The organism is Micropruina glycogenica, from assembly GCF_900289045.1.
Lineage (GTDB): Bacteria > Actinomycetota > Actinomycetes > Propionibacteriales > Propionibacteriaceae > Micropruina > Micropruina glycogenica.
Genome location: NZ_LT985188.1, coordinates 2,683,043 through 2,697,547, shown reverse-complemented (window position 1 = coordinate 2,697,547; position 14,505 = coordinate 2,683,043). Strand labels below are relative to the sequence as shown.

Annotated in this window: 7 protein-coding genes; 3 read left to right on the top strand and 4 right to left on the bottom strand. The window is 63.3% G+C overall.

Annotation, left to right across the window (positions count from 1 at the left end; translation table 11 throughout):
- Positions 1-413 precede the first annotated feature (413 nt).
- From MPLG2_RS12630 to MPLG2_RS12615, 4 genes are all read right to left on the bottom strand, one after another.
- Positions 414-1,496 (bottom strand): IS630 family transposase, encoded by a 1,083-nt coding sequence (locus tag MPLG2_RS12630; protein ID WP_105187579.1) that lies wholly within the window; start codon positions 1,494-1,496, stop codon positions 414-416.
- Between the two features lie 143 nt (positions 1,497-1,639).
- Complete coding sequence (locus MPLG2_RS12625; protein WP_231935649.1) at positions 1,640-2,428, bottom strand: translation initiation factor IF-2 N-terminal domain-containing protein; 789 nt, start codon at positions 2,426-2,428, stop codon at positions 1,640-1,642.
- A 345-nt stretch (positions 2,429-2,773) separates the two neighbouring features.
- The gene (locus MPLG2_RS18535) at positions 2,774-3,424 is read right to left on the bottom strand and encodes a response regulator transcription factor (protein WP_158681160.1); all 651 of its coding nucleotides are present in this window, start codon (positions 3,422-3,424) and stop codon (positions 2,774-2,776) included.
- Positions 3,337-4,458 carry a sensor histidine kinase gene (locus tag MPLG2_RS12615; RefSeq protein WP_158681158.1) on the bottom strand — a complete coding sequence of 374 codons (1,122 nt, stop codon included), beginning with the start codon at positions 4,456-4,458 and terminating at the stop codon, positions 3,337-3,339. Before MPLG2_RS12615 ends, MPLG2_RS18535 begins: the two co-directional genes overlap by 88 nt.
- A gap of 408 nt (positions 4,459-4,866) precedes the next feature.
- Here MPLG2_RS12615 and MPLG2_RS12610 point away from each other — a divergent pair, with 408 nt between their 5' ends.
- The 3 genes from MPLG2_RS12610 to MPLG2_RS12600 all read left to right on the top strand — a co-directional run bounded on the left by MPLG2_RS12610 (position 4,867) and on the right by MPLG2_RS12600 (position 14,480).
- Positions 4,867-7,314: a hypothetical protein gene (locus MPLG2_RS12610; RefSeq protein ID WP_158681157.1), complete on the top strand. Its 2,448-nt coding sequence runs from the start codon at positions 4,867-4,869 to the stop codon at positions 7,312-7,314.
- 659 nt (positions 7,315-7,973) lie between these two features.
- Positions 7,974-13,496, top strand: a complete 5,523-nt coding sequence (locus tag MPLG2_RS19680) for an RHS repeat-associated core domain-containing protein (RefSeq protein WP_158681156.1) — start codon at positions 7,974-7,976, stop codon at positions 13,494-13,496.
- Positions 13,497-14,156: 660 nt separating this feature from the next.
- On the top strand, positions 14,157-14,480 hold the full coding sequence (locus MPLG2_RS12600) for a hypothetical protein (protein ID WP_158681155.1): 324 nt from the start codon (positions 14,157-14,159) through the stop codon (positions 14,478-14,480).
- Positions 14,481-14,505 lie beyond the last annotated feature (25 nt).

Here is a 14,505-nt window from a genome sequence, read left to right as displayed (position 1 = left end):
CAGCGGGCCTCACCAGCCCGCCAAGAGTACGAGGCCCCATGAAGCCAAGACTCGAGCATGCGCTGCAAGCCCTCGGCGAGAATCGCTCCGTCGAAGACATACTTGCCGTCCTTGCCGACTACCCAGTGTGCAAGGAGCAGCCGTGCCTGCGCATGGGTTGCTCCCGAGTCTGCGAGTGGCAAGCCTCGGGCGGACGCCCCAAGCTCTTCTGCAGTGAGAGTTGCCGCCGACGACAACTCCGCGAACGCGAAACCCTTCAAGGCGAACTGGCGGAGCTCGAGAGCTGCTTGACTCAGGCGGACACAGTTCGCCGCCGACAGACGATAGAGACGCAGATGGCCAATGTGCGCTGGCAACTGGCGCGCTACCCAGTGGCAACGCTCGGCTAGTGTCCTGTCAGGTTGATGCGCTCGCTATTTGTTGATCGCGCGGCAGTAGCCGGCGAGGCGGTCGAGGATCTGGTCGGCGGTCTTGTGCCAGGTGAAGGGTGTCGGGTTCTGGTTCCAGTTTTCGACCCAGGCGGTGATGTCGGCTGCGAGAGCTTTGACGCTGCGGTGTGCTGAGCGTTGCAGTTTCTTGGTGGTCAGCGCGGAGAACCAGCGTTCGACCAGGTTCATCCAGGATCCGTAGGTGGGGGTGAAGTGGAAGTGGAACCGCCGGTGGCGTAGCAGCCACTCGTGCACGGCGGGGGTTTTGTGGGTGGAGAGGTTGTCGAGGATGACGTGGACGTCGAGTTCGGCTGGGACCTCGGTGTCGATTTTGTTCAAGAAGGCGATGAAGTCTGCGGCTGTGTGGGACTTGCGCAGGTCGGTGATGACTGTGCCGGTGGCGATGTTGAGGGCTGCGAACAGGTCCACGGTGCCGTTGCGGACGTAGTCATGGGTCGCCTTGCTCGGTGTGGTCGGCAGCATCGGGAGGATCGGCGCTGACCGGTTGAGTGCCTGGATCTGCGGCTTCTCATCGAGCGCATAGACCGCTGCAGCGACCGGCGGCGAGAGGTAGAGGCCGACCAAGTCGCGGACCTTCTCGATCAGATCCGGGTCCGGGGAGACCTTGAACTCGTCTTGGCGCCACGGCTTGAGCCCGAAGGCCCGCCAGATCTCGCTCACCGTCTGCCGGCTGATCCCGTGCCGCTCAGCCATCGTCCGGGTGGACCAGTGGGTGGCGTCCTTCGGGGCGGTCTCCAGGGTCTCGACCACGACGGCCTCGATGACCTCGTCGCCGATCGTGCGTTCAGCGCCTGGACGCGGCGCGTCGACAAGACCCTCGAGCCGATCGGCTGCGAATCGATGGCGCCACTTCGCGACCGTCGCCCGGTTGACCCCGAGTCGGGCCGCGATCGCAGTATTCGCGCCGCCCTCGGCCACGGCCAGCACGATCCGTGACCGCAGCGCCAATGCCTGCGACGAGGAATGGCGCCGAGCCCAACGCTGCAGCGTTGCCCGCTCGTCCTCGGTCAACTCGATCGCGACCGTCGGTCGTCCTGCCTGTCTCATCACCGGCTCCATCCTGTTGAGGCTCTTGCCTCTTCAGAACCCGACGCCAGACTACGAAATTCCCGAATCCCGCATATTTGTTCACGGAACAGCCTGACACGACACTAGCCACTGTTCAGGACAACTCGCGGTCCCTCCTGGATCTAGCTGCTGTGTCCGCGGTGGTTCCGGTATCTCTCAGTTCGTGCGATGTCACGTTCAAGTTGGTGGATCCAGTCCATCCGGTGCCCACGCTGAAGATACTCACCCACGTTGCTGTCCCCAACCATTCGACTCAGGTCGTCGTCCGTGAGGTCTAGGCGCTTGGCGTACGTGGCCTGAGCAACGGTCAAATTCCACACAAGTATGTAGAGCTTCACGTCGTCTGGCCCCAGGCCGGCGTCACTCGCATCGCCGGCTAACTGTGCGTCATAAACCCCGGCCTCGAGCCAGAGCTTCTTCTCCTCTGCATCGAACCAGTTGAGGGCCCACGGGTCGTTTGTCTTCGCTGGAGCGATCGAACCTGGTCGCGGGCGGGAAGGCCGCCGTTTCGAAGCACCGGACCGTCGCGGACCAACTCCGAGGTACCGAGCGATTGCGTCTTCATCGGCATCTGCTTCGTCGGGCACTGACTCGATCGACGAAGGCAGAGATTCCGACCGTCTCGGAGTCTGCCGGCGCGGCAACGGCCCGTCGACTGTAGTGGACGAAAATGGATTGTTGCCGCGCCGTGGAGAACCCTTCGATTCGTTCGACGCGGCGCGCGGCCGGCGATGAATCACGGGAGCGGCACTGTCACTTCCCGTCCCCTGCAGACGGTCGATCAGCTTTTGAACCACGGGAGCTTCGATGGTGGACGAAGCTGATCTCACGAACTCGCCCATTTGCTTCAGCTGCGACAGCAGTTCCTTGGATTCGCGATCGAGCTTCTTGGCGAGCTCGTAGACCCTCATGCTCATAATCGTCTCCCTTTCCGGGACGCGTTCAACGGCCAGTGCGGTTGCGCCTCGGCGCGGCGGCAGTGAAGCGACGATGGTTCACAGAGCGGGTGATGGGAGAGATGGACGGACTGGTCATCCGAGGCTGATCGCCGGGGGTCCACCTCTCAGGTTTCTCTTATGAATCAAACTCTGGCGATTTTGAACTCCTCCCTGCATCTCGACATGGTTGTGTCGAGATGCAGGAAAGATGACGCAGCTTCGCGCTCGCTAGTTTGCGCAGAAAGGTCGGTCGTCTGGTGCCGGGCAATCTTCGCGTCTGAGAGATCCTCAGGCGAGTTTGCCCACTGTGTCCGGAACTCAGTGGTAGCCGAGTTCGGAGGCCCGGACTGCGAGTTTGATCCGGTTGCGGACTTGGAACTTGGTCATGAGTCCGTTGAGGTGGTATTTGACGGTTGATTCGGCGAGGTGGATGGCCGCAGCGATTTCGTTGTTGCTGCGACCGTCCATGACGAGGCCGAGGAGTTGTTGTTCGGCGTCGTCGAGTTGGGGTCGGTCGCGGTATTGGCTGGTGGCGATGAGCCGGGTCGCAGGTCCGGAGAGAACGTTGAGGCCGGTGGCGGCGGCGCAGATGGCGCTGATCATGGCGGGTGTGGGGAGGTCTTTGGCGAGGAAGCCGGTGGCGCCGGCGTCCATCATGGCGGCTGCGGCCCGTTCGTCGGCGAGTGAGGTGAGGGCCAGGATCTGAACATTGGGTGCGGCCTCGCGTAGGACGCGCGCAGTTTCCGGTCCGTCGGTGTCGGGCATGTTGATGTCGACGAGGGCGACTTGGGGTCGGTCGGTGGGCAGGCCTGCGATTGCCCGTGCTCCTGTCGCGTAGGCGCCGACGCAGGTCACTTGGTGGGACTTGTTGAGGATGCTGCTTAGGCTGGTTCGGACGTAGAGGTCGTCATCGATGATGATGACCCGGACCTTGCCGGCGGCAGGGGCACCGTGATGTGCAGCGTCCATCGTGGATTCTCCCGTCGCGTTTCGATCCCACCAGAATAGGGGGCGAGGCGGCGTCGCATCCCTTCCAGTCCCATTCGAGTGCCGCTGGTTTCCTTACTGGGGTCGTGTTCGTTGATGATCACAAACTCTGCCCGCTCGGTGTCGATGACGCCGAGTAGCGCGCAGGGCTTGCCGGGCACGGCGTGACGCTCGATGTTGGCGGCTGCCTCTGCGAGCACGTCGTTGAGCGCGTACTGGATGGGTTCGGGGATGCTGTCGGGACCGGTGCCCTCAACCGTGACGGTGGTGGGGAATCCGTGTTTGGTGAGATCAGCCTGGAGTGCGGCGATGGTGTTCTGCAGGCTTCCTGTCGCCTCAGCTGGTCGGGTTTGGCTGGGGTCGTGTAGCACGCTCATCACCCAACGTAGTTCGTTGCCGAGGTCGTGAATGTGGTCGATGACGTCGTCCAGGTCGGCAGGATTGCCGCTGCCGCGTGCGAGGCGGGCGGTGAGGGAGAGTCGGGTGATACTGCGGGCGATGGTGTCGTGCAGGTCGCGAGCAAGGGTCAGGCGTTGCTCGGTTAGAGCAGCGCGTTGCGTGGCCGCGTGGTTGCGGCGCAGCGCACTGAACAGGTCGCCGATCAGCCAGCAGGCGGCGATGAGCGCGGCCCAGACAAGGCCGGCGAAGAGGAACAACGTGCCACGTTCTGGGTAGTCGTGATACTGAAGGGCGGTGAGCATCGTGAGGAATGCGGCGCTGATCACGGCACGGAGCTGCTTGTTGCCCCTCATTCCGGTGCCGAGGATGGGAATCAGGGGTGCGTACTCGCCCATCGTCACCCATTCTCGTGGGATGACGAAGTAGACCGCGAGTATGAGTGCCAGTGCGGCCGACCCGGCCCGGGCCCATCTGGCTGTGGCGGCGGCAGCTGCGCAGGCGGCGATGTCGAGGGCGACGGTGACGACGTGTCCGCCGCGGAGATCCAGGATGATCGCGAGGCTGGCAAGCATTGTGGCGAGCACGGCTTCGACCCAGTTGCTATTGAGGAACCGCACCGTCCCGCCTTCCTACATCACGATGGTTCGCACGGTAGCTGGTTGGTGGGTCCTGCAGGGTGAGGGTTGTCCACCTGGACAGTCGGCGGTGGCGAATCGCCTGTCCACCTGGACAATTCTTGCCGCGTGCGCTTCCGCGCGGGCTTGGCCGGGCCACAGCATTGCGCCATGCATAGCTCTCGGGGGAAAGTCTTCACGGTTCCGCGTGTTATCCGATCGGTATTGATCGCTATCGCGTTCACCACTGCCGGCGCAGTCATCGTCGCGCCAGTACCCAGTAGCCATTCGGCCAGTCAGCCCGTCAGCGACGGCGTGTGTGACCTGTTCCCGTTCTGGCCCGGCTGCTAGCCAGCCATCAGAACGCCAGGGAACACATTATCAATCGGGGTTTGCGGGGGGATCTTTGCCATGTCCATTCATGTTCGCGTTGCTGTTGCCGTGTCGTGTCTGGCGCTGACGTTTAGCTGCGTCAATGCCAGTAGTGCCGTGGCGGATCCGACACCAACACCCACGCCCAGGGTTGACAGCGCAGTCATCGACGAGGCGGAGGCGATCAGGCAGGCGAGGGCATCCGGGACGCCCGTTGTCGCGACGGCGTTGACTGACGAGTGGACGTTGGTGACGGCCGACCCGTCAACGGGCAGGCTGGTTGCCGACATTTCGGCATCGGTGGTGCGGGTGCCTGATGGCAAGTCTGGGTGGCGCACTCCGTCCACCACGTTGACCCGGGGTGTTGATGGCGTGCTGCGTCCTGAGGCGGTTGCTGCACAGATCGCTGTTTCGGGTGGCGGCACGGGGCCGTTGCTGTCCGTGGGTGACGGGTCGGCGAGTGTCACGTTTGGTTGGCCCACTGCCTTGCCGACGCCGACTGTGGATGGGGCGAGCGCCACCTACGCGGAAGTGTTTCCCGGGGTGGACCTGGTAGTGCGTGCTGATGTCGAGGGCGCCGAGACGTACTTGGTGGTCAAGACGGCCGCTGCGGGCAAGAACCCGAAGGTCCGTGCCGCCGAGTTTTCCGTAGCGGCGAGTTCGGGGTTGTCGATGAAGCAGACCGCGGATGGCGGGCGTGTGCTGCTTGATGGTGCAGGTGCTGAGCGGCTGATCGTGCCTCAGGCTCGGATGTGGGACTCGTCGGGGCAGTCTGCTGGGTTGGTTGGGGCAGATCGGGTTGTTGAAGGAGCAAAGGCTCGCTCGAGAACGGTCGGATTGCAGACTGTGCCTGGCAAGTTGATCGCAACAGCGGATGCGTCGTTCTTGGATGATCCGTCAACCGTGTATCCGGTGATCATCGATCCTTCGGCGTCGATGACGCGGTCGTATGTGGTGCGGGTCTCGGAGGATTTCCGTCAGGTCAACGACATGTCGAAGGATGGGAAGGTCGGTTATAACGGCTGGACGTACGACCCGGACTACGGCTATTACAAGGCGCGGATGTTCTATCAGTTTCGGTGGCCACTCACCACTGGCGGGGCGCAGGCGGTGAAGGCTGGTAGTCAGATCACCAGTGCGGTGTTCAAGTATCGGCAGCTTCACTCTCCGCAGTACGACTGCAATGACAACGATTTCGGGCCTTCGGTGCGGGTCAAGCTGTACAACACGATCAATGCCGACACGACCTGGCCGGGGCCGGGTTCGCACGTGCACAGCCCCGTCTCGGACGATTTCGCAGTTGGAAGCCAAAGCCAGGGCTGCCCTGCGCAGTGGCAGAGCTGGACGATCACGTCGATGATGAAGGCGGAGCGTGACAACTCCTCCTACAACACGCGCACCACCGCAACGATCGGCATCTATTCCTCCGATGAGTCGGACAAGAATGGGTGGCGCCACTACGACAACGATCCCGGACCCTCGCTGACTTTGGAGTATCTGCCAGCGGTCGCCGATCCGACGTTGACGATTCCTGGTTCGTTAGCTGGTCCGCCGTGGGTGTCGACTGCTTCGTCACTCACGTTGAACGCGGGTGTTTCGCTGCGGTCGGGTATCAGTTGCGGCGGTGCGTCGTGCCTGAAGGGCCGGGTGACGGTTAAGGGGCCTGGTGGGGCTGTGTTGAGTGGTTTCCCAACCGCGTGGGTGTCGACAACGGCCTCGACTTTGTCACTGCCGACACCAGTGTCTGGCCTCAAGGACGGCAACGCCTACACGGTGATCGTCGAGGCTGAGGAGAGCCTCACCGGTTCCACAACGTCGAAGTCGTTCTCGTTCTGGTCCGATCAAACACCGGGTGCCGCACCGACTGAACTTGCTGTCGCACTAGCGGGAGGCACCTGGCTTTCCTCGGGAAGCGTCGACACCGGCACCCCTCACCTTCACGCAACCGTGGCATTGCCCACAGGGCCACAAGATGCTCAGCCAATCTGCCCAGAGACTACCCAATGCTTGACGGCCTCGTTCACCGTGGTCGATGTGGCCACATCAGCGGTGGTCTGGCAGGCCACTTCCGGCCCGGTCACACCCGGATCAACCGTGGATATCCAAATCCCTGAGGCGTCGAAGCTGGTCGACAACCACTCCTACCGGCTGGATGTGTCCACGAAGAAGTCGACCAACAACCTCACGTCTGCGGTGTCGTCGATGACGTTCGACGTCAAGATCCGGCCAGGCGCAACCACCCTGGCAGCTCCTTCGGCGTCGGCCATGCCAATCACCATCACCATGACGAATGCCTCGAGTGTCGCGAAGTACGTGTGGGAAGCGACCTGCTTCAACGGCCCCACCGGGAGCGGCGAAACGCTCACCTCGACTGCACAGGTGACCGTGCCTGGCTGTGTGACGAGCGTGACGATCAGAGTCAAGGCCGTGTCGCCCTCTGGCCTGGACGGACCCTGGTCCGCTAACGCCGTTGTCACGTTGATCTGAGGAGATGAACCATGAACGGCTCCAACCACGTCGCCCGCTCGGTGGGTGTGTTCGGTCGGTCCGTGGCGGCCCTGGCCAGCCTCGGCATGGTGGGCGCCTGTTTGGTGGCGGTTGCCCCTGACGCTGTCGCGGATCCGTGGGAGGCTCCGGACACTCCGCAGTTCAAGTTTGCGGCGACCAAGAAGGTGAAGCCGGGCAGCGCCACCACCAAGGGTGTGACGAACGTTCGGCCGTCGAAGGTGACGTGGCCTACCGCGGTGAAGGACGCGCCTGTTGCGACCCTACCGAAGGTCGGTAGCCGTGGCCGTGCCACCGGAACCCCGATCTCGGTGGCACGAGTGAAGGCAGAGGATCCGGGTCAGGTAACGGTGTCGGTTCTGGATCGTGCCCGCAGCGATTCCATGATCGGGTCAGGCATGGTGTTCACGGTCGCGGCAGAACCAGACAGCACCCTCGATGTCACAGTGGACACCTCGCAGATCTCGGGTTTGGCGGGTGGCGATTTCGCTGGTCGGCTTCGTCTGGTGAAGCTGGCCGGGTGTGACCTGAACGATCCGACGCCTCAACCGTGCCGGGCCGGCAGCCGGGTTACCGGTGCAGAGACTGACGGTTCGGCGGTGAAGGGCCGGGTTTCGACTGACTCGTCCGGTGTTGCGGTGATGGCGTTGGCGGCTGGCGCGTCGAGTGATCAGGGCAGCTTCGGGGCGACGTCGTTGAAGCCGTCATCGAGCTGGGAAGCGGGCGGGTCGTCGGGCACGTTCAGTTGGAGCTACCCGATCGCGACCCCCGACGTGGCCGGGTCGTTGTCGCCGGACTTGGCGATCGGGTACAGCTCCGGGGCCACCGATGGTGCGGTCTCGACAACGAACAACCAGGCGTCGTGGCTGGGTGAGGGCTTCGACCTGCCGGTCGGCTTCATCGAACGCAAGTTCGTCACCTGCGGGTTGGAGACGACCCCGAAGCCGGGCGGCAACCAACCCGCCGGCAACGAGGACCTGTGTTGGAACACCGAATCGGCGCGCACGAACAACGCCAAGTACGACAACGCGGTCCTCAGCCTGCAAGGACATAGCGGTGCCCTAATCAGGGTCGGGAACACGACAGCGTGGCGGCTGCAGGACGACGACGGCACCAGGGTCGAAAAGATCGGCACGATCGCGGGCGGGAACGAATCGTGGAAGGTCACCACCCCCGACGGAACCCAGTACTTCTTCGGCAAGGGCAAAGCCGACGGCGCCGATGCTCCGGCCACCAACTCGGTACTGAAGGTGCCGGTCGCCGGCAACCACAGCGGCGAGCCCGGCTACACCGCAGGCGCTTTCGCGTCGTCGTTCACCACCCAGCCGTACCGGTGGAACCTCGACTATGTCGTGGCCACCACCGGCGACACCATGACGTTCTACTACGACAAGGAAACCAACCGCTACAACCGCGCCGGTGCGACCCCGGCCAGCTACGACCGGGCCGCCACCCTCACCGGCATCTTCTACGGCGAACGCAAAGGCCAGGAAGCCAACAATCCGGCCGCGAAGGTGACGTTCAGCACGGCCGAACGGTGCGACCCGGCAATCAGCGCCGACTGTGCCACCGCAACACCCACCACCGCCACGATGGCCGCCTGGCCCGATGTGCCGATGGACGCGGTGTGCAGCGACGAGTTCTGCCCCTCGATCAAGAACGCCCCCACCTTCTTCACCCGCAAGAAGCTCACCGACATCACCACCTGGGTGCAACACCAGGCCGACAACGGCTACGACAAGGTCGACAGTTGGGCGATCGGCACCGGCTTCCCCGACTCCGGCGACGCCAACTCGGCCGCCACCTTGTGGCCCACCACCATCACCCAAACCGGGCATACCGGTCCTGCCACGGCTGCCACCCTCACCCTGCCCAGCGTCACTCTCGAGCCGGTGTTCAAACACAACCGGATCGACGGACCGTCCGGCACCTACGGCATGCTGCGCCCCAGGCTGGCCCGCATCTTCAGCGAGGCCGGCGCGGTCACCACCGTCACCTATTCCGACGGTGGCTGCACCCCGACCACGCTGCCGGCCAGTGCCGCCACCAACACGACCCGCTGTTTCCCGAACTACTACAGCGCCACCCCGGGCGACACACCGGCAGTCAACTGGTTCAGCAAGTACGTCGTCACCCAGGTCGAGGAGAAAGACATCTCCACCGACTTCACCGCCATGCCGAACCTGACCGGGCTGGACCTGTCCACCACCCGCCTCACCAGCTACACCTACGTCGGCTCGGCCGCCTGGCATTGGGACGACACCATCCTCGAACCCGGAGCGAAAGGCACCTGGAACAGTTGGCGCGGCTACCAGAAAGTGGTCACCGCCGTCGGCAAATCGGGCGCGCCCCAGTCGGTGACGGAGAAGACGTGGTACCGGGGCATGTACGGCGACCGGAAGACCGAGTCGGGCAGCACCACCAAGACCGACACCATCACCGACAGTGCCGGCACGAAGGTCAACGACACCGGCAGCTACACCGGACAACTACGGGAAAGCCGCGTCCTGAAGAGTGTCGGTGGCTCGGCCGACTCGAGCACCATCTACGACCCGGCCAGTACCAACGTGAGCGGCGCCACCGACGGACTCACCCAAGTCGCCCAAACCGACATCAAGACCACCAAAACCACCCAGTATCTGGCGTCGGGTTCCCGCACCCGAACCACCACGGTGAAGGCCCGCGACTCGTGGGGACAGCCGACCCAGGTCGAAGACAGCGGCGACAGCGCCGTCACCGGCGACGAAACCTGCACCCGCACCACCTACGCCACCCCCACCGGCACCGCAACCGCCATCGACCTGGTCGCCGAAGAATCGGTCATGCCGAACGTGTGCTCCACCACACTCGCCACAGCGAGCGTGATCAGCTGGGAAAAGAGCCTCTACGACGGTGCCACCAGCAGCGGCGGCGTCACCGGGCCCGGCTTCGAAACCGGCAGCCAGGTCCTCACCGGCTCATCGACCCGCACCTGGCGCACCGAAACCACCACCAGCTTCGACCAGCACGGCCGCCCGGTCAGCGTCACCGACGCACTCGGCCGCACCACCACCACCACCTACACCCCCGCCACCATCAAGGCACCGACCAAAACCGAGGTCACCAGCCCCGACCCCGACGGCACCGGACCAGCAGTTCCGCTGACCGGCACCGTGTTCACCGACCCGCGCCGCAACCAACAGATCAAGAGCATCAGCGCCGCCGGTGAAATCTCCGAAGCCGACCGGGACGCGTTCGGCCGGGTCACCGCCACCTGGCTACCCGGACGGCCACGCACCGAATCCGCCTCCGCCACGTACAGCTACACCATGAACGTCAACGGCGTCAGCACCATCACCACCAACACCCTCACCCAAACGATGAACGGGCTGCGCTACATCACCTCCGTCGACCTACTCGACTCGCTGCTGCGGCCCCGCCAGACCCAAACCCAATCGCTCAGCAACGGGATCATCGTCGCCGACAACTTCTACGACTCCCGCGGCCTGGTCGCGCTCACCGACTCCTACATCGCCGACGTCAGCCCAGGCACCACCCTGCGCGCCGCCGACGTGTGGGGCGATGTGAAACCCAACGTGCGCACCGTCCGCGACTACGCCGGCCGGCCACTCACCGAATCCACCTACGACGGCAGCACCCTGCTGTGGCAAACCAGCACCGTCTACGGCGGCAACACCGTCAAGGTCACCCCACCCACAGGCGGAACCCCCACCACGACCACCACCGACATCCAGGGCCGCACCACCAAACTCACCCAGCACCTGGCCGCCGACTCGATCACCAGCTACACCTACACCCCCGCCGGCGCCATCGCCACAATGACCGACCCCAAGGGCAACAAGTGGAGCTACACCTACGACCTGCAAGGCAACCAACTCACCGCCAAAGACCCCGACAAGGGCACCACCACCAGCACCTACAACGCCGTCAACCAGCCACTCACCGTCAAAGACGCCCGCAACCTGGGCGTCGCCTACACCTACGACGCCCTCGACCGGGTCACCCAAACCACCAACCTGGCCGGCACCAGCACCTTCACCGCCGCCACCTTCGACCCCGCCACAGGCCGCCCCGCCAGCAACACCCGCTACGTCACAGACCCGACAACAGGCACACCAGTCGCCATCCAGACCAGCATCGACAGCTACGACAGCGCCGGACGCGCCACCAGCACCACCCTGCACCTACCCGCCATCACCAACCTGGTCCCGACCCAACTCGCCGGCGACTACACCATCACCAACACCTTCGGCCCCGACGGCCAACCCGCCACCACCGGACTACCCGCCACCGGACCCGTCGCCGCCGAAACCCTCACCCACGGCTACAACACCTACGGAGCGCCCTACTCGCTCACCGGCGCCGCCACCTACGTCGTCGCCACCGGCTACTACCAAACCAACGACCTCGCCGGCATCAACATGGGATCCGTCCCCGGCAACATCATCGCCGCCCAGTACTACCACGACCAGGCCAGCGGACGACTCACCTCCATCCGCAGCGTCACCCAAGTCCAAGCCGGACTCATCGACCAAGCCGACTACACCTACGACCCCGCCGGAAACATCACCAACATCAAATCCAGCCTCGTCGGCGGCATCATCGACAACCAATGCTTCAGCTACGACACCCAACGACAACTCAAAGCAGCCTGGACCACCCCCGACACCGGCACCTGCGCCACCACCCCCACCCAAACAACCCTCGGCAACGGGCCAGCGCCCTACTGGTCCACCTGGACCACCGACACCATTGGCAAAACCAGCAGCCGAACCGACAAAACAGCCACCACGACAGCCACCACCACCTACACCTACCCCGCCAACAGTGCCACCGCCGTACGACCACACAGCGTCACCCAAACCGTCACCACCGGCACCGGAGCAGCCACCCGCACCTACACCTACGACGCCGCCGGAAACACCCTCACCAGGCCCGGCCCAACCGGCGCCACTCAAACCCTGACCTACGACGACGAAGGCAAACTCACCAAAGTCGCCACCGGTGCCACCACCAACGCCGTCATGGTCTACGACCCCACCGGCAACCGCATCATCAACCAAGAAGGCACCCAAACGACCCTCACCGTCGCCGGCACCGAACTCACCTACGACACCGCCACCAGCGCCACCACAGCCAGCCGCTACTACACCCACCAAGGAACCACCGTCGCCGTCCGCACCGGCAACACCCCCGACAAACTCGTCAGCATCATCACCGACCACCAAAACACCCCCCACCACCAAATCCGCAACAGCGACAGCAACGTCCAAGCCAGCTGGCAAAACCCCTACGGAACAAGTCGCGGAACCGCACCCACCACCTGGACTGGCAAACGCGGGTTCGTCGGCGGCAGCAACGACACCACCGGACTCATCCACATCGGAGCCCGCGACTACGACCCGCAGCTCCAACGCTTCACCACCGTCGACCCCGTCCAAAACACGACCGACCCGCTTCAATGGAACCCCTACACTTACAGCCAAAACACCCCAGTCACATTGAGCGACCCCACCGGCGAACTCGCCTGCATCGACAGCTGCGACTGGGACCGACGCCGATTCGACCCAGCCGTCCACGCGCGCGAAGTCAAGAGACTCAGCGGCAAATGGCCAGCCAGAACCCCCAAACGCTACAAGCGATGGGGATACCTGGCACGACCAAAGGCTGCCTTCCGTGGAAAGAACCCCTATGTCTCGCGCAAGTCTTCGACCAAGCCGGAGCCGCGGAAGAAGACGCCTCCACCCGTTCCTAGGGTCCCTGTCTTACCGTTCGATCAATCGAACTTCATCGGTGAGGTAACGAAGCTGGTCGCGCAAACGGCTGGTGGTACATGCACAAGGGAGGGCTCGATGAACGTATGCATAGGGGGAGCCTGGTGGCTAAACGATAACCAAAGAAGCGGAGGAGCAACTTTAGGCAACACTTTCTGGACCAATGCGGACTATCGAAAGATTCTAGGAACCACTGAATACGAAAAACTCATGAGACATGAAGATCGCCACCGACAGCAATGGGAAATCTTCGGGGCTTCTTTTGCATTCCTTTACACAGCCGCAGAGATCTCCGGTAGCAAGAGGGATGAGCGCCTCGGAATCGATGCTGGTTGCTCCAACGTCTTTGAGATCTTCGCAGGATTGAGTGACGGAGGCTACAATTGTTGAATAGAGCGATAGCGTTCATGCTTATGATCCTAGCGCTGGCAACATGCGTCTCGGGTTGCCAGGCGCCTAGAGGTAAGGCATATATTTTGCGTACGGGCGACTTGTTCGAATTAATATCCCTTTGTCAAGGCCAAGAGTTCTACTACGCCAGAATTCAGCGCACAGACGCTGACACTGATGAGTGGAGCGCAAGGGTCGGAGTCGATGGGCCCCAGTCCAGCCGAATTGAATTGATGGCTGCAGCTTTGAAGGGGTACGCTGTTGTAGGCGCCCTTTCGCGTCCTCGAGAGGGGGCTGAGTATCGAGTGCTTGCGGGATTTGACCCCGAAGCTGTGAACGTTGCTCTGGTTGGTGTGCTAAGTGATGTTCCTGACGGTTCGGTTCTTTGGGTTTCCGGGGTAATGACGGCAGCCGACTTTGAACGCAACCGGCAGGCGGCCGTGCAGGCCAACTGCCCCTGATCCCGGTTTGTGTAATCCGTGAGTGGTCGATGCCCCATTATCCCGTCCTGACATTTCGTTTGGATGAGGAGCTGATCCGATGGTGGCAGGGCAGCGCACGGAGGCCCGCCATGAGCGATCTGGATCCAAGCGTTAGCCGCGCGACATTGCAGAGGAGTCGCTCGATTGGCTCGTCGAGACGCAAGTGTGGAGCGCTCCGTTGGAGTTCGAACTCTTTGATGACAACGAGATTGCCCAAGCGATGCAGCATTTACCGCATCGGCATTTGCGTACCGGACGAGATGCCGTTGAGCATGTCGCAGGCGCGCGTGCGGCCGGGCGGAGCCTGAAGAAGGGTATGCAACCACTGTCCAAGACAGCACTGGCTGAGGCGCTGTGGCCGGTCCTCTTGGCGAAGATTGACGCCGCCCTGGCCGAGGGGAGTCCGATGCCAGATTTCGCCGAGGTCGTGGATCATGCTGCACGGTTCGCTGGCGAAGCGATGGACCGCCGCTGGGTTCTCGACCGGACACACGCGGATTAACTCGTTCCTCAACATCCCTTCACGG